A 17,218-nucleotide genomic window follows, 5' to 3' on the forward strand; every position below is an offset into this window, starting at 1 on the left:
CCAATCCTCACCAATAGTCAACTCTGCACCCGCTTCTTCAAACTTGCATAACTGGGATAACAAGGTATCAGGGCGTATTTTCTTAACAGTAACCTGGCCACGAGTTAATGCTCCTGCGGCCAAATAGGTTCCTGCTTCTATTCTATCCGGCATCACAGAATAAGTTCCACCGCTTAAGGATTCAACACCCTCCACTTCTATAGTGGAAGTACCGGCTCCACTGATTTTTGCTCCCATCTGAATCAGAAAATTGGCCAAATCCACTACTTCTGGCTCGCGAGCAGCATTTTTAATAGTAGTCACTCCTTCTGCCAATACAGCAGCCATTAGTACGTTTTCAGTTCCAGTAACAGTGACTGTATCAAACATCAAACGCCGACCTTGCAAACGTCCTCTTTTACAGCGAGCATTGATATAACCGTTTTTAACAATAATATCAGCTCCCATAGACCTTAATGCTTTTAAATGCAAATCAACTGGTCTTGTTCCTATTGCACACCCACCAGGTAAAGAAACATCGGCCTTTCCAAATCGACTAAGCATGGGACCTAATACTAAAATAGAGGCGCGCATTGTCTTGACTAAATCGTATGGAGCAATAAACTCGTTGACCTGGCTGGAATCAACCTGAACATTCATTTTCTCATCAACAATTAAATGCGCTCCTAATTGACCTAGCAATTCCATCATGGTTGTAATATCTTTAAGATGAGGAACATTGGATATAGTCACGTGGTCACTTGCCAATAAACTCGCTGCCATAATAGGAAGAGCAGCGTTTTTAGCACCTGAAATAACCACTTCACCATGTAATGCTTTACCACCATTAATCAATAATTTATCCATGTTGTCTTCCCCATTCTTCTTTTGTCCAAGTCTTCATACTAATAGCATGAAGCCTCCCGGTGGTAATAAAGTCTTTCAGCTGAGCATAAACCCATTGCTGTCTTGCAACTTTAGACTTATTTAGAAAGAGGTCAGTCACTATTGTTACCTGATACTGATAGCCATCTCCTTCTACTTTGACATAAAACACATTGTCATTTTCCTTAAGTCTTTGTTCGATTTCTTCATTACTTAACATAAACTTAGCTCACTAATTAAAATAAATACAAATTTTTTAGATTGATTGATAAAAAAAAATAATGGACACACTAAATGGCTCTCAAAAATGCTAAATATTCCTTGTTGTACTCCATCAATTGCTTTGTTTCTCTCGCCACAACATTACCCTAAAATTCATGGGAATTTATCAATTCAAGAAGACAAATAGGGTCTGTTGGTACCTAGAGCTCTAAAGAATAAGTCTATGGAATAATGGATGTTTATGGTTAGGGAATTTGTTTCAAGATATCTGCAAAATACTCTTCACCCCACAAAATTCAGCCAGAGATTGAGTTTTAGAAGACACTCCTGTTACTTCAAAAGCCATGTTATTTTGTTGACACAGTTTTCTAGCTTCAATAATTAAAGCGAGACCTGCACTGTCACAATGAGTTACCTCACTTAAATCAAGACAAAAACTATCTTTGGTATTGTTCATTAAAGCGTTATAAAGCTTCGCACGAACAGATACCACAGATTTGAATGTGAGCTCAGAATCAGGTTTAAAAATATTCTTTTCCACAATTATGAAGCCTTCTTAGCCTGGTTTTGCTGCATTTCCTTAATCACTTGACTGATGCTGGAATATTGCAACGCTTGCGCGAACTGCGATCTAAAACTTTGTAACAAACTAACACCTTCAACACTGATGTCGTAAATTTTCCATCGTCCATTCTTGGATACCAAGCTATAACTTAAAGGGATATTTTGCCCTTCAGAGCGAATAATGACACTATTGACACGAATAAACTTACTGTTTAAAGAACCACGTAAAGGTAAAAATTGTACTGTTTCATCAGAATACTGAGCTAAAGGACTGGAATAGGTACGAATTACCAAACGAGTAAACGCTTTTGAGAACTGGACTTTCTCAGCTACAGTCGCCTTATTCCAAGCTTGTCTCCCCAAAACCGAACGAGACATCCCCTCCACATCCACGTTTGGCAAAAGGTTATCTTCGACAGCCTTATAAATAATCTCAGGATTACTTTTCAAACGTGCCTTATTTTCCTTGAGAACAGAAATAATTTGATTAGCTGTGTGTTCTAACATGGGGATAGGAGAGGCTTGAGCAACCATTAATTGAGATACTGCCATAAATGCAACAAATATAATTGTTTTAAAAACTCTCATGGTTCACCTATTTTTTTATATTAAACAATAACTGTCCTATAAGATTTTCTAGAATAATTGCTTCCTGAGTCTTCGCAATAGTATCCCCATCACGTAAATAAGGGTGATTTTGACTACCGTCTTCCTCAAAACCGGGAACAATACTAATATAATTAGAGCCAAGCAAGCCCTCGGTCAAAATTCGCGCAGAAACATCCTCATAAGGAATCTTTTTATCACCATTTAAGGTCATGGTAACTCTTGCAGTCAGTTCACCTGGTTGCAATTCAATACGGCTAACTTCACCAATACGAACACCTGCAACTGTTACCGGAGCTCTTACTTTAAGACCTCCTATATCAGTAAAGTCCGCTGTAACATGATAGCTTTTATGAGACATAAAATCAGTAATATTACTAACTTTCATTGCCATTACCAATAAAGCAAGCAGTCCAAGCAACATAAATATTCCTACACTAGTGTCTACATAACGTTGCTTTTTCATTTACCAGTCTCCAATCATCATTGCAGTCAACAAGAAGTCAAGCCCTAATACAGCAAGCGATGAGTAAACTACAGTTTTAGTCGTCGCATGGCTGATACCCTCTGCTGTTGGCACGCATTCAAACCCTTGAAATACTGAAATCCAGGTGACAACAAATGCGAAAACCAAACTTTTAATAATCCCACTCAATATATCAATACGAAAATTGACAGCAGCTTGCATATTAGACCAAAAACTTCCTGCATCCACCCCTAGCCAATAAACACCAATAAAATAACCGCCATATATAGCTACTGCAGAAAAAATCAAAGCAAGTACAGGTAATGCTATAAATCCAGCGATAAAGCGTGGGTAAACTACTCGCCCTAAAGGGTCAACTCCCATCATATCCATACTGGATAACTGTTCTGTAGCTTTCATCAAACCAATTTCAGCCGTAAGAGCCGAACCAGCCCGACCTGCAAACAATAAAGCACTGATAACAGGTCCTAATTCCCTTGCTACACTTAAAGCTAATAATTGACCTAATTGACTCGAAGCTCCAAATTTTTGCAAGGTATTATACCCTTGAAGCCCAACAACCATACCAATAAATAAAGCGGATACTACGATGATTAAACAAGACAAAACACCAGTGAAATAGAGTTGATAACGTAACAAAGGCCATAACCTTAAAATATCAGGTCTTCTAAATAACATAGAAAATAAAAATAACCCCGAACTGCCAATACTCTGCAGGGCGTGTACACCTCGATTACCCAAACGGGCGATTGTATCAAGCATCTAATAACTCCTCTGTATACGGTTTCGCTGGATAATGAAAAGGCACAGCCCCATCAGCCTCTCCATGCATAAACTGTTTAACCTGAGGTTCACTGGAGTGCATTAATTCATCAGGTGTCCCCTCACCTATGATTTTGCCACCCGATATCAAATAAATATAATCTGCTATTGAGCAAGTTTCTTCAACATCATGAGATACAATAATAGTAGTTGTACGTAATAACTGATTCAATTGCTGTATTAACCTTACCAGTACTCCCATAGAAATTGGATCTTGCCCTGTAAAAGGCTCATCATACATCATTAGCTCCGGGTCAAGGGCAATTGTCCTTGCTAGCGCTACTCTTCTGGACATACCTCCGGATAATTGGGCAGGCATTAAATGAGCGGCTCCACGCAAGCCAACAGCTTCCAGTTTCATTAGCACAATATCCCTTAGCATGGATGAGTTTAATTCGGTATGTTCTCTTAATGGAAAAGCCACATTTTCAAATACTGAAAGGTGAGTAAACAAAGCACTGCTTTGAAACAGCAATCCCATATTTCGCCTAGCATCATAAAGTGCTTTACGAGATAATTGATGGATATTCTGGCCATTTACATAAATTTCACCACCATCTGGCGTTAATTGTGCCCCAATTAGCCGTAGCAAAGTGGTTTTTCCTGAACCACTGGGTCCCATAATAGCGGTGATTTTCCCCTGTTGGACTGCCATATTAATGCCATTAAAAATATAGCGGTCGCCGAGGCTAAAGGCTAGATTTTTTATTTCAACCCAATTCTCAGGCATGCTTTATTATCCAATTTTTATTTAATTAATATGAACTTAGCATAAAAAATACATGTTGGCTTTATGCTTTTAATTAAGAAGTATATACTGGATCAGTAAAAATGTGTTTAATAATTATGTTTTCATTAAAAAAAACTTTTACCCGCCCCGGTCCGGCTCCACAGTCATAGTTCAAATTATGACACAAACCGAAGTATAATCATAAGGAAATGGACACATAAAAACCATTTTAAACTCCAAAAAAGCAGTTTAGCCATTTTTAAACTATTTTTCTAGAGTCTCTGGACATTTGAGTAAAAATAAACATTACTATGTGTGTCCACTTATAAAATGGATTCCCAATTGCATGGAAATAAAGCTATTAATTCATATATGCAAAGCATGATTTTGACCTGAATGCCAAAATATAGGGTACATCATTTAAATACATTATGTTAGAATGAAAACCAAACAAAATACTTCTAGATTGCCTATGAATTTTTGCACACTTGGATTAGCAGTTATAGAAACTGAAGCGCAAGCAGTATTTGAATTAATTCAGAGAATTGATGAGCGTTTTGAAAAAGCTTGCGGATTACTCCTCTCGTGCAAAGGACGAATTGTTGTTACCGGCATGGGAAAATCTGGCCACATTGCGAATAAATTAGCGTCTACTTTTTCAAGTACCGGCAGCCCTGCTTTTTTTATGCACCCAGGCGAAGCAAGTCATGGGGATTTAGGTATGATAACGCATCAAGATATCGTTGTTGCCATTTCTAATTCCGGTAATACCCATGAAATAGTTACACTACTTCCCTTATTAAAGCGGCTTGAAGTACCTTTAATAACACTAACCGGTAATAAGGAGTCCACTTTAGCTAAAGCTGCTGATATCAATTTGGATGTCAGTATTAAGCAAGAAGCTTGTCCTCTTGGCCTTGCTCCAACAACCAGCACCACTGTAGCATTGGTTATGGGAGATGCCCTAGCAATAGCTCTCTTGCAAGCTCGAGGATTTAGTGCAGAAGATTTTGCCCTCTCTCACCCAGGAGGAACGCTTGGCAAAAAATTATTGCTCCGAATAGATGATTTATACCACACAGGCGACCAGCTTCCTCTAATGCATGAAAATGCAACCATCAGTGATGCTTTAATTGAAGTCACTGCTAAAAAGCTAGGAATGACCTGTGTTGTAGACAAACACGGCTATTTAGTAGGTATCTATACTGACGGAGATATACGCAGAACATTAACCCGTCAATGTGATATTAACACAACCCAGCTAAAGGACGTCATGACTCGAAATTGCAGAACTGTCTCCAAAGGAACTTTGGCTGCGGAAGCTTTGGCAATGATGCAAAAATTTAGTATCACTTCGCTGGTAGTGGTTGACGATAACAAAAAACCTCATGCAGTTCTACATTTACATGATTTATTAAAAGCTGGCGTGTTTTAACTTAGAGAAAAAAATGAATGAATTATTAGAAAAAGCAAAGAAAATTAAATGTCTTATCTGTGATGTAGATGGAGTACTCAGCGATGGCCTTCTGCATATTGATAACCACGGCAATGAATTAAAATCATTCCACGTACAAGATGGAATGGGATTGAAATTATTAATGGCTGCAGGAATACAAGTCGCAATTATTACTACAGCTCAAAATAATGTCGTTGATCATCGCATGGAACAGCTAGGAATAACTCATTACTACAAAGGACAAGTTGATAAACGAAATGCCTACCAGCATCTTAAAGAAACATTAGGTTTGCAAGATGAAGAATTCGCCTATATAGGCGATGACTTACCCGACTTGCCTCTAATTCAGCAAGTTGGCCTAGGGGTCGCTGTAGGCAATGCTGTCCCTCAAGTTTTAGAGTTTGCTGATTGGCGAACTGAACGTACAGGGGGACGAGGAGCCGTTCGGGAGTTATGTGACTTAATCCTTAATGCACAAAACAAGGCAGAGTTGGCAATTACAGGCTACTTAAAACAATGAATACTACCAAACAAGCGATTTGGCTATTCTTAACCTTGCTTATTTTATCCTGTTCGAGCTGGTATTATGCTCATTTAAATCAGGCTATTAAGGTAAATAAAAAACCTTTATTAAATGAAGTGGATAGCACCATATCTCACCTTACTGTAAAACAATTTAATTCCGATGGAGTTTTAATCAACTTACTGACCACTCCCCTGGTCGAGCATATCCCTAATAATGACCTTCATTTGCTTAAAGAGCCCCATATTATTATAAAGCAAGACAATCAATCGGCCTGGGAAATCAATTCAATGCGAGCAAAATCATTTGAAGGCGGTAAACAAATAACTTTTATAGAACAAGTGATTGTTCACCAAAATCCAGCTCAAGGTTCTCAAGAAAGTACTTTAAAAACGGAAGAAATTACTTATTATCCCAAAGAAAGAAAAGCAACAACAAGTCTTTTTGTAACCTTTGAACAACCAGGCAATATCATACAATCTACCGGGATGAATGCCTATTTAGATGAGAAAAGAGTAGAACTACTCCATAAAGCGAGAGGTAGCTATGACCCAGCTAAAGGCTAAATGCTTTAGATTTTTTTCCAAATTCGCTATAGTGAGGGCAGTGCGAGGAGAAGCAGAGCGCAATGCTGCGTGCACAAAGTGTGATGAGAATCCGCGTGCCGTATCGAAGCAATTCTCTACAACAGCCGGATTTGGAAAAAAATCTATTTTATTATTACTATCCATGTTGAATTTTTTAACAGCACACGCACTTCCTTTTGACAAGCAAGAAATGGTACACGTGGTTTCTGACTCCGCCGATTTAAATCAAAAAAAACATAGAGGAACGTACATTGGCAATGTTGAATTTATTCAAGGAACAACCAATTTGCGCGCTTCAGAAGCCATTACTCAAGGAGATGATAAAAATCAGTTAACTTTGGCTATTGCTAAAGGCTCTAAAGATCAGCAAGCCCATTACTGGACTAAAACAGATCCCAATAAACCGCCATTTCATGCTTACGCAGATACTATAAAGTATTATCCACTCAAACATTTAATCGAATTAGTAGGCAATGCTCGTATAGAACAAGGCTCCAATTCGCTCTCAGCCGCTAAAATTAGTTATGATACTCAGGAACAACAGGTTTTAACTCATAGTGATAAAAAAACAAGAACCACGATAATTCTTTATCCTGAAAAGAAATCATGAGCCTATTAGAAGCCAAACAATTAAAAAAATCATTTAAAGGCCGAACGGTTGTTAACGAGGTCAGTATTCATATCAAACAAGGTGAATGTGTCGGTTTACTAGGCCCAAATGGGGCAGGTAAAACTACCTGTTTTTACATGATAGTTGGCTTACAGTCTTGCGATGAGGGCCATATTATTCTCAATGGCAAAGACATCACTCTAGATGCCATGCACCAAAGAGCCCGACATGGAATTAGTTATCTCCCGCAAGAAGCATCCGTGTTTCGGAAACTTACTGTAGCCGAAAATATCATGGCAATTCTTGAGCTGAGAAAAGATTTAAATGATCAAGCACGAGAAGAAAAATTGGATCTTCTTTTGCAAGAATTTCATATTACCCATATTGTAAATAGTTTGGGAATGGCTTTATCTGGCGGAGAAAGAAGGCGCGTTGAAATTGCCAGAGCTCTGGCAATAGAACCATCTTTCATCTTACTTGATGAACCTTTTGCCGGAGTTGACCCAATTTCAGTCATAGATATAAAAAAAATTATCTTGCACTTGTGTAATAAGGGCATAGGAGTTTTAATAACCGATCATAATGTGAGGGAAACCTTAGATATTTGCGAACGCGCTTACATTGTAAGTCAAGGGAAAATTCTTTGCGAAGGAACTCCTGAAGCTATACTTGCTAATCAGCAAGTAAGACAAGTTTATCTGGGTGAGGAATTTGCTTTATAGCCTAATTTAAATAGATATTTTTAATTACACATATGCTGCTTATCATTGATAACTATGATTCATTTACATACAATCTGGTACAATATTTTCAGAGCTTACATCAAGAGGTTGCTGTCTTTGAAAATGACAAAATTGAACTGGATGCTATTAGAAAATTAGCTCCACAATTTATAGTCATTTCTCCAGGCCCAACTCTCCTAATGAATCAGGGATTTCTATGGAGGCTATTAAAGAATTCCATAAGAATATCCCTATACTGGGTATTTGTCTTGGCCATCAGTGTTTAGCTCAAACTTTTGGAGGTACAATTATCTCAGCTCCGGAAATCATGCATGGTAAAACCTCAAAAATTACTCATCATTATCAAGGGTTATTCAAAGGGATACCTAATCACTTTCAAGCAGCTCGATATCACTCTCTGGCAGTGGATATTCCTACTTTACCTGACTGTTTCTCCATAGATGCCTGGGCAAAGGATACAATAATGGCAATTTCACATCGTCAATTTCCTCTTTTTGGTCTACAATTTCATCCTGAGGCTATATTAAGTCAATACGGCTTGCAAATACTCGAGAATTTTTTGTGTTATGAATCCCAAACTTCTATTTGAACAATTACTATCCCGAAAAGATTTAGATCCTGAGCAGATGCAGGAAGTTATTTATGCCTGTATGACTGGTGCATTCAGTGATGTGCAAATTGCAACTTTTCTGGCGTTAATGCGTATGAAAGGTGAAACAGTAAATGAACTGACTGCAGCTGCCAAAGTCATGAGGCAATTAGCGCATACTATAGATTTAGGTAGTAACCTGATTGATATCGTCGGCACGGGAGGAGATGGAAGAAATACTTTTAATGTGTCCACGGCTTGCAGTTTCGTTGTAGCTGCAGCAGGAATACCTGTTGCTAAACATGGTAACCGTTCTGTTTCAAGCCGCAGCGGCAGTGCCGATCTGCTGGAGCAAGCCGGATTTGTGCTTAATCTTCCTGATGAACAAATAAAAAACTGTATTCAACAATGCGGGTTAGCTTTTTTATTTGCACCTCATTATCACCCTGCTATGCAACATGCCAGAGCTGCAAGACAGCAATTAGGAATAAGAACTTTATTTAATTTGCTGGGACCTTTAATTAACCCTGCCCAAGTAAAAAGGCAAGTTGTTGGTGTCTTTTCACCGTCTTGGCTCAAACCGATAGCCACAGTTTTAGCCAATTTAGGCAGTGAAAGAATCTTAGTGATTAGCTCTCAAGATGGATTAGATGAGATTAGCGTTGCTGCAACAAGTGAAGTGATTGAATATCATAATGGAAATTTTAAGCAATGGCTTATTTCTCCAGAAGACTACGGCCTTGAACATCCTTCTTTAGAAGAGATCATAGTAGATTCGCCACAACAAAGCTTGAATTTAATTCAATCCGTGTTTTCTGGAAAACCAGGACCAGCCCGAGATATGGTGCTTCTAAATTCTGCTGCTGCCATCTATTGTGCCCAAAATGGGATATCATTTGATTCTGCCATTGAAGAAGCAAAAAATGCCATTGACAGCGGTAAAGCGAAAAACTGTTTTAACAAACTTCGACTATTAACTCAAAATTTAAGTAAACCATGAATAGCATCCTAGAACGAATTGCTCAGCATAAATTAGAAGAAATTACTATTGCAAAAAAAAACAGGCCATTACATGTTTTATCTAAACAGCACGTAGGAGAAATACGTGATTTTACTGCAGCACTGAAATCCGATTCAGCACCAGCGATTATTGCAGAAATAAAAAAAGCATCCCCTAGCAAGGGATTAATTCGAAAGGACTTTAATGTCGCTGAGATTGCCAAGCTTTATACCCAAAATGGTGCAAAATGCTTATCTGTTTTAACGGATGTTGAGTTTTTTCAAGGTCACCCCGATTATTTGGCTTTGGCAAAATCCAAGAGCTCCTTACCAGTATTACGCAAGGATTTTATTATTGACTCTTATCAAATTTATGAAAGCCTGGTTTTAGGGGCCGATTGTATCTTACTGATTGTTGCTTTATTAGATGACATTCAACTAATGGATTTTTGCCAATTGGCTCAAGAGCTAAAAATGTCCGTTTTGGTAGAAAGTCATACCCAAAATGAATTAGAAAGAGCTCTTCGACTACCCACTCCATTAATAGGAATTAATAACCGCAGTCTTCATACCTTTAAAACAGATATCCAACTTAGCATTCGATTAAAACAGTTCATTCCTAAAGAAAAAATTATTATTACTGAAAGCGGCATTAATACTCGAGAAGACATCAAATTAATGCAATCCCACGGAATTAATGCTTTTCTAATTGGGGAGAGCTTAATGAGAGCACCTAACATCGGAAAAACACTACAGGCTCTAATACATGACTAAACCAGCAAATGATTTAATATACAAATAGAAGTTTGCATTACTCAAAACCTGGCTCAGGTGTTTTACGTGGCTCAGGTTCAGGAAGCTCAGGATAACCAGGTTCTAAAGGCTCCGGATTATCAGGATATTCCAAAGGTTGTTCTGGATATTCTGATGGCTCTTCTGGATACTCTAGTGGTGGTTCTGGTATTTCAACGTTATCTATCATATCATCCATTAATTGCTACATTATTTAAATTATAGCAAACGCTTCTAATTCGTTCCCAAAACTAGAAATATTATTACTATTGAGGCTTACCTAACAGTCTATAAACAACATATTGTAATGAAGACCATACTTTAACCACAGTCAAATACTGCCTAAAACCAACCATATCCGCCATAGTAAGACCAAATACTTTAAGTATATCATTTAACTTATGATACTTATTAAATGTTATAAGGTTAATAAAGGCATTAGCTAAATTAAGATAAGCACTAAATCCCCATGCCAAAATAATATACAGCAAAGCAGAAGCACCGCTAAGAATTCCAATATAATAAGCAATAAAAACACAGAAATAGGCGGTAAACTCAACATAAGGAGCTAGAATTTCAAGCAACATATAGAAGGGATAATTTATCAAGCCCTGTATTTTATATCGTGGGTTTAGAAACATGAACCAATAACGAAGAGTAGAGCGTAATAAACCTCTTCTCCAATGATTCTGCTGTATACTATATGATTTAATATTATCTGGCGTCATTGTCCAAACAGCCGCCTTGGGAGTAAATCCTATACAATAATCTATTTTTTTACGACGATAATACTCATGGAGTTTTATAATAATTTCAGCATCTTGTGAAAAATTATCAGGATCAAAACCATTTACATTTAAGAGTGCTTGACGCTGAAAAAGAGTTGCAGTTCCGGAATAAGACATAGTCCCGCCAAAGCGATTCCAAGCTGTACGATTAAATAAATGAGACCGCATATACTCATTAATTTGTAATGCCGAGATCAATTTTTTTGGTAAATTAGCTTCAACAATTTCCCCTTGATGAACTTTACAATTATTTAAAAGATACACTCCCCCGCCCACCGCAATCACATGTTCATTACTAAGCATATAATGAATCATTTCTGATACAGTATTAGGTTCCATAACGGAATCAGCGTCCAAGGTCATAACATAAGGAGTAAAACATAAGTTTAATCCGACATTTAAAGTATCCCCTACCCCAAAATGCTCTTTATCAATTAACATCAAGTGAGAATGTATTTTAGAAATGTATGCCTGATTTACTTTTGCTGTGTTAATAGGTTTTTCATTAATAAGTTCAATCTCTTCAAATTTAAAGATTTCTGTGAGCGTCTTAAAAGTTTTACCCCCTGGATCGCCATCCATAATAACAATCACGTAGAGATTCGGATATTTGGATTTCAGAGCAGACCAAATAGCATTTGTAATGGTTTGTTCTGCTTTATAGGAGGGTATGAGGACTGTTACTGGTGGTAAATGTTTTTTATTTATAATCGAATAGATATTGGTGTATTCGGATACCCTATAACTTGCTATGATTTCGGGAAAAGATAATATTAAGAGAATTGTATAAGAAATAAGGGAGAATATAAAATAGCAAAGAATGCATAAGTTAATAAAAACAAGAAGATTACTCATCGTCCGCTTCATCCCTGATTTGTTGAATTGTAATAAAATAATCTGCCTCGCCAGCAGTTAATCTTTCTTTTTCATCTTTATATTTTGCGAGTATTTGTTGCCCTGAATCCCCGTAATACGATAGAGTTTTTGCAGCATTGATTCTTACCCACCACACATTATCCTTTAGGGAGTACTCTAATAAATCCAAAGCATTAGGATCTTGTAACTCTCTTAAAGTCTTAACAATAGCATTACGAACCATCCAGTTTTTATCATGGATAAGCTGATTATATATTTCGAGATAACGACTCTTATCTAAGTAGGGTAAAACACGAATAGCCGCAAGGCGAACATTAACATTTTCATTAAAGCAATCGGCCTCGGTAAAATCAAAATACTTAGAAGAGCCTCCTGTCACACGTAGTATTTCATAGCAGATTTTTTTTAGCCAGGAATCATCCGTTGAGGCCAATTCTTCTCCAATAATATTAGGCCACTCAGGAGCCGGGACCAGAAAATACTCTACAAAAGTATGAACAATGTGAGTTTCAGGTTTCAATTTATCTAATATCGCTTTTAAAAGATCTAGGCTCCCAATTTTGGAAGCAATTCTCATGGCGTTGAAACTTACTATCATATTATGATCTTTAATCAATTTGATAAGTAAGCCGTGGTCTTTTGAACTAATATAATAATCAAAGCATAATAATAAAAGATATCGCTTCTCCCACGATCGTTTATTAACAAAATGACGTGCCTGAGGCAATAATACATCACGTACTATTTCAATTTTCTTTTTCTCCCAGTCAGGTACTACCTCTGGCTCGATTTTTTTTAGTAAACGCAGAACTATTCCGATTTTTTTTGCCAAATAGGGGGGGATCGGTTGATCATGAAGAATAAGTTTTTTTAACTCTTCGTAAGTATGCTGATTTCGTTTCTCCTTAATAAAAAAATATAATTTTGAGATATAAGAAGCGATTATAAAAAATAAAATAATAATAAATTCAATTATTATAAAATAAACGATCCATCTGAATTGCGGTTCACTTATCATTATAAGAATCCAGCTTTTAGTCCAAGATCAAAATGTACTAATGTTCGAAGAAGTTGATTTGGATACAACATTTCCTCATAACCTACTCCATATTGAATAGAGATCGTTTTATTAATCGGTTGCTACACCTCAATAAGAAATAATCGATCCTTTATTTTTATAAAGTCCACTGATAACAAATCGGTTAAATCAGGCGATGTTCCATCCATATATATAAAGCCAATATATTGATTGGGATCTTCCCCATAACGGCGAATTCCGAAACGATATAAGGTTGAAGTGGGACCTGAGCCTGGAATAAAATGAATTGGCCGGAAGTTGAGATAGTAATTACCTATGAATTTATTAATGCTTCCTGTCACTGAATCAAGAGTAAAATGAGCAATTTTTCTATGCGCTCCTCCAAAAGATCCGTCTATTTCATAGGGGAGATAGGCATGCAACTCTGCGCTTTCCAATTCGTTTGGAAACAACTCTGGTTTATCTGCGTAAGCGTAAGTCAAATCCAGAGTTAAATACTTCCCCAAATTAGGGGCGGCATCTAACTCCAATTGGGTAGCATTTTGATTATATCGCGTAGCGTAATTCACTGACCCACCAAAAGCCCCTAAGGAAGTAACCCAATAACCATAAAAATTAGATAAATTCCAATATTGTCTAGGGATATTAACACCCATGTTATCTGTAAAAACACCTATTATAAATTTAGGACGTTTGATTTCATCCGTTACTAACTCTAAATTCTTTCGACCAACTGACATTACTCTTTTGGGTGTTGCACTTATCCTCTGCGAAAACAGCTCAGTATTCTTATTGTACTCTTCCTCTTTCATATTTCTTAATAAGGTTATTGATTGCTCATCTTTTGGATTAATTTTCAAATTTTGATTTAATACTGTAGCCGCTTCTTGCTTCCTATTTAGTAAAAATAACGTTTTAGCTTTCAGAAATAAGAGCTCATGGTGGTGTGGATTGAGAGACAATCCTTGCTCAACGACTTCAAGCGTTTGACTATAATTATTACCTTTTAAAAGACAATTTATTAAACCTAATCTAGCTTCTAGATATTGTGGATGAGTATTCAAAATAGATTTAAAAACAGAGATGGCCTTATTGCATTGATTCAATTGCCTGTAAGCTAAGCCTTCATACAGAGAAGCATCAATATCCTGAGGGAATATCTTCAAATATTCCTTACTAAGTTCAATCGTTTGATTGAAATTTTTCTTTTTATAAACAACCTTAATCTGTTCAAGAGTAATACTAGTTTTAACCTGCTTAGGAACGGCGAAGCCTATTTCTGCCTGAAAAAAAATTAAAAAAACAAATGATGAGAGAAGAAGTTTAGAGCTCACAATAATCCTTATTTCACCAGAGAAGCTATTCTGCTGTTATCCCACATAACTCATTAGTTATATTACTCATAATAGAAATAATTTTCAAAGACTAATTTTTGTGGCTTAAGAGTTCATGATACAGCTTAAGGTGCTTCTTTGTAATATGCTCCAGCCGTATTGTTCAGCTACACAACTGGCTTCCCAACTTAAATTTTGATAGTCAACTTCAGGGAGTGCCAACAAATCTAATATAGCTTGGGCGAGTAAGGCAGGGTCCTTCCTTTCAAGGATTTTACCGATTGCAAATTGCTCAGGACCACCACAACGCGTCACAACAACCGGTAGTCCACATCCCATAGCTTCCAAGCATGATATCCCAAAGCCTTCACTACGTGAGGGCATGACGCTTAACCTGGAAATATTATGCACTTTAGCTACATTTTCCGGGATTTGTTGTCCTATAAAGTGCATATTACTCAAATCAATGCGCCTGGGATCCAATCTCTTGCAGAAGTCATCAATTGAACCCGATCCCATAATAATGAAATGAACTTTTACCCTAGTTTGTAACAACTTATTAGCCAGTAATAGAATGTCTATTCCTTTTGTACGGGATATTTTTCCAGCAAAACTGATTATTGGTGCATGCGACTCGATGTGAATTCCGAATTCGGCAAGAAAAGTGCTCTTATCTACAGATTGCTTTTTAAAAATAGTGTTATCATACCCATTTGAGAGAACAACAACTTTTTTTTCCTGAACATGGTAGAGTCGTGTCACCTCTTGTTTAACCGACTCAGATATTGCTATGATTTTTCGAGCACCTCGCGAACTCATCAACACCTTACTGGCAATCTGTGGATAGTACTTTAAACCTAATTGATCACTATGATGCGCTACCACAATATAATCCATCTTCATTTGATGCAGTACCCAACTGCTTAACCAAATATGATGACATTCAATAACATCCGGTTTGAATTCATGGATTAATTGCTCAAGCTCCTGAGTCAAACATTGCTCATAAAATGCAATCTGTTGTTCCGAAAGACTTTTAAATGTTATAGCATTAGGATTTCTGGGATGAGGATCAGTAATCATTAAAGGAAAAGTAGGTATACTAACTAAATCGTTATGGATAGGAAATTCCCATATTTTATAAATACAAGGATTCTTATAATATTCATCTTTATCTATTGATTCGAAATTAGAGTCAGGAAAAAAATTTTTACCTCATGGCCTAATTTAAGTAACTGTTTTGATAATCCTTTAATTACCGTAAAACTTCCTGTGCCCCAGGGACCTGTATTAATAAATAATATGCGCATGCCATATCTATCCAAGGATAATTAATTTGCAGCCCTATACTTCAAGGCCAGATCATCTATGGTATTTCCTAAGTTCCATAATGGTTTATAAGGAACTAAGCTATATAATTTACTTAAGTCCGGTTTTCTTTGAGTAGTATCTTTAAATCCTTGCCCGTAAGCTTCCTCATAAGAGATATGCTGAATTTCTGATTGTGATTGTGTATGCATTTTAACCAGATCAGCCAATTGATTAATCGAGATTTCCTGTGTATTCCCAACATTGACAATTTCACCAATGGATTTGTCGACCTGAAGTAACAAATCCATAGCTTTTACTGCATCTCTGACATCACAAAAAGAGCGTGTTTGGGTCCCATCCCCAAAAACAGTGAGTGGGACATTATTGCAGGCTTGTTGAATAAACCTTGGCACAACCATTCCATATCGTCCTGTTTGCCTGGGCCCAATGACGTTAAACAATCTGACCAAAGTTAAGGGAATTTGATAGGTTCTATAATAGGCCAGTGCAATAGCTTCTTGTGTAATTTTACTTATCATATAAGTAGATAAAGAATAATTTTTCATTTTAACCACTAAATCATTTTCTTCATTAAGATCTGGACGTTTGATTGCACCATAAACGGAAGAAGAGGAAGCTAATAAAATTCTTGCCCTAGAGCCACTCTCAGCTACTGCATCAAGCAATCGTTGAGCTCCACCTATATTCGTTCTTATCACATTAACTGGTTCAGAAAGTACTTTAAAGATCCCTACAATAGCAGCCATATGATAGATACGATCTGCCCATACTACAGCTTTGAGTAAATCAGGCCAGAAAAGAATATCATTATTTTCAATACGCAGTAATGGGTTATCTTGATACATTTTCAGATTGGCTTCAGAGCCAGAACTCATGTTATCAACAACAAAAACTTCATCACCCTGTTCTAAATGGAAAGCTGCTATATGAGAACCTATAAATCCACATCCACCAGTAATTAATATACGAGCCATTCATAACCTCCAGAGGGAAATTCCGGTACCTTTGAACTCTTGTTGATTAAAGATTTCTTTTATATCCATGATAAGACCTCGATGATTCAATTTATTTTTTATTTCATCTCTGCCAATATTTAAATAATATTGATGAGCCACTGTAAATATCATTGCGTCGAGATCATTTAAGGCATTTCCCAGGGTTGAAGCTCAATTCCATATTGTTTCCTTGCAGCAGATGCGTCGGCGATAGGATCATGTATTAACATCTCAGTACCATAAGATTGCAATTCTTTCAC

Annotated in this window: 20 protein-coding genes and 1 pseudogene; 8 read left to right on the plus strand and 13 right to left on the minus strand. The window is 36.9% G+C overall.

Annotated features, from left to right (window positions below; translation table 11 throughout):
• The 7 genes from OK13_RS11290 to OK13_RS11320 all read right to left on the minus strand — a co-directional run.
• Positions 1–846: UDP-N-acetylglucosamine 1-carboxyvinyltransferase (locus OK13_RS11290; protein ID WP_035890882.1), on the minus strand; the 846-nt coding region annotated here is incomplete at its 3' end.
• Positions 839–1,084 (minus strand): BolA family protein, encoded by a 246-nt coding sequence (locus OK13_RS11295; RefSeq protein ID WP_035890883.1) that lies wholly within the window; start codon positions 1,082–1,084, stop codon positions 839–841. The genes OK13_RS11290 and OK13_RS11295, both read right to left, overlap by 8 nt.
• Positions 1,085–1,345: 261 nt before the next feature.
• Positions 1,346–1,627, minus strand: a complete 282-nt coding sequence (locus OK13_RS11300) for an STAS domain-containing protein (protein WP_035890884.1) — start codon at positions 1,625–1,627, stop codon at positions 1,346–1,348.
• Positions 1,628–1,629: 2 nt separating this feature from the next.
• Positions 1,630–2,238, minus strand: coding sequence for an MlaC/ttg2D family ABC transporter substrate-binding protein (locus tag OK13_RS11305; protein ID WP_035890886.1), 609 nt, complete (start codon positions 2,236–2,238; stop codon positions 1,630–1,632).
• Positions 2,239–2,245: 7 nt separating this feature from the next.
• Complete coding sequence (mlaD, locus tag OK13_RS11310) at positions 2,246–2,722, minus strand: outer membrane lipid asymmetry maintenance protein MlaD (RefSeq protein ID WP_035890887.1); 477 nt, start codon at positions 2,720–2,722, stop codon at positions 2,246–2,248.
• On the minus strand, positions 2,723–3,505 hold the full coding sequence (gene mlaE / locus OK13_RS11315; RefSeq protein WP_035890888.1) for a lipid asymmetry maintenance ABC transporter permease subunit MlaE: 783 nt from the start codon (positions 3,503–3,505) through the stop codon (positions 2,723–2,725). It abuts the gene before it with no gap.
• Positions 3,498–4,295, minus strand: a complete 798-nt coding sequence (locus tag OK13_RS11320; protein ID WP_035890889.1) for an ATP-binding cassette domain-containing protein — start codon at positions 4,293–4,295, stop codon at positions 3,498–3,500. The genes mlaE and OK13_RS11320 overlap by 8 nt, the downstream gene beginning before the upstream one ends.
• A 472-nt stretch (positions 4,296–4,767) precedes the next feature.
• Between OK13_RS11320 and OK13_RS11325 the strand changes: the two genes are divergently transcribed.
• From OK13_RS11325 to trpC, 8 genes and pseudogenes are all read left to right on the plus strand, one after another.
• The gene (locus OK13_RS11325) at positions 4,768–5,730 is read left to right on the plus strand and encodes a KpsF/GutQ family sugar-phosphate isomerase (RefSeq protein WP_035890902.1); all 963 of its coding nucleotides are present in this window, start codon (positions 4,768–4,770) and stop codon (positions 5,728–5,730) included.
• A 13-nt stretch (positions 5,731–5,743) separates the two neighbouring features.
• Positions 5,744–6,271 (plus strand): 3-deoxy-manno-octulosonate-8-phosphatase KdsC, encoded by a 528-nt coding sequence (gene kdsC, locus OK13_RS11330; RefSeq protein WP_035890890.1) that lies wholly within the window; start codon positions 5,744–5,746, stop codon positions 6,269–6,271.
• Positions 6,268–6,840, plus strand: a complete 573-nt coding sequence (gene lptC / locus OK13_RS11335) for an LPS export ABC transporter periplasmic protein LptC (RefSeq protein ID WP_035890892.1) — start codon at positions 6,268–6,270, stop codon at positions 6,838–6,840. Before kdsC ends, lptC begins: the two co-directional genes overlap by 4 nt.
• A gap of 163 nt (positions 6,841–7,003) precedes the next feature.
• Positions 7,004–7,471: a lipopolysaccharide transport periplasmic protein LptA gene (gene lptA / locus OK13_RS11340; protein ID WP_052117673.1), complete on the plus strand. Its 468-nt coding sequence runs from the start codon at positions 7,004–7,006 to the stop codon at positions 7,469–7,471.
• Complete coding sequence (gene lptB / locus OK13_RS11345) at positions 7,468–8,193, plus strand: LPS export ABC transporter ATP-binding protein (RefSeq protein ID WP_035890893.1); 726 nt, start codon at positions 7,468–7,470, stop codon at positions 8,191–8,193. Before lptA ends, lptB begins: the two co-directional genes overlap by 4 nt.
• A 32-nt stretch (positions 8,194–8,225) precedes the next feature.
• Positions 8,226–8,803: pseudogene (locus OK13_RS11350) on the plus strand (anthranilate synthase component II).
• Positions 8,781–9,803 carry an anthranilate phosphoribosyltransferase gene (gene trpD, locus OK13_RS11355; RefSeq protein ID WP_035890894.1) on the plus strand — a complete coding sequence of 341 codons (1,023 nt, stop codon included), beginning with the start codon at positions 8,781–8,783 and terminating at the stop codon, positions 9,801–9,803. The pseudogene OK13_RS11350 and the gene trpD overlap by 23 nt, the downstream one beginning before the upstream one ends.
• Positions 9,800–10,576 (plus strand): indole-3-glycerol phosphate synthase TrpC, encoded by a 777-nt coding sequence (trpC, locus tag OK13_RS11360; RefSeq protein ID WP_035890895.1) that lies wholly within the window; start codon positions 9,800–9,802, stop codon positions 10,574–10,576. Before trpD ends, trpC begins: the two co-directional genes overlap by 4 nt.
• A 37-nt stretch (positions 10,577–10,613) precedes the next feature.
• On the opposite strand, the gene OK13_RS11365 is transcribed toward trpC, so the two are convergent.
• From OK13_RS11365 to OK13_RS11390, 6 genes are all read right to left on the minus strand, one after another.
• Positions 10,614–10,793 (minus strand): hypothetical protein, encoded by a 180-nt coding sequence (locus OK13_RS11365; protein ID WP_035890897.1) that lies wholly within the window; start codon positions 10,791–10,793, stop codon positions 10,614–10,616.
• 67 nt (positions 10,794–10,860) lie between these two features.
• Positions 10,861–12,237: a glycosyltransferase family 2 protein gene (locus tag OK13_RS11370; RefSeq protein WP_241480543.1), complete on the minus strand. Its 1,377-nt coding sequence runs from the start codon at positions 12,235–12,237 to the stop codon at positions 10,861–10,863.
• Entirely contained in the window at positions 12,230–13,276 is a 1,047-nt protein-coding gene (locus OK13_RS11375; protein ID WP_241480544.1) for a HEAT repeat domain-containing protein, read from the minus strand. Before OK13_RS11375 ends, OK13_RS11370 begins: the two co-directional genes overlap by 8 nt.
• 122 nt (positions 13,277–13,398) lie before the next feature.
• Positions 13,399–14,631, minus strand: a complete 1,233-nt coding sequence (locus OK13_RS11380) for a YaiO family outer membrane beta-barrel protein (RefSeq protein WP_241480545.1) — start codon at positions 14,629–14,631, stop codon at positions 13,399–13,401.
• A 105-nt stretch (positions 14,632–14,736) separates the two neighbouring features.
• Positions 14,737–15,627 carry a glycosyltransferase family 4 protein gene (locus OK13_RS11385; protein ID WP_241480546.1) on the minus strand — a complete coding sequence of 297 codons (891 nt, stop codon included), beginning with the start codon at positions 15,625–15,627 and terminating at the stop codon, positions 14,737–14,739.
• 335 nt (positions 15,628–15,962) lie between these two features.
• Positions 15,963–16,937: an NAD-dependent epimerase/dehydratase family protein gene (locus OK13_RS11390; protein WP_035890901.1), complete on the minus strand. Its 975-nt coding sequence runs from the start codon at positions 16,935–16,937 to the stop codon at positions 15,963–15,965.
• Between the last annotated feature and the right edge of the window lie 281 nt (positions 16,938–17,218).

Source organism: Legionella norrlandica (assembly GCF_000770585.1).
Lineage (GTDB): Bacteria > Pseudomonadota > Gammaproteobacteria > Legionellales > Legionellaceae > Legionella > Legionella norrlandica.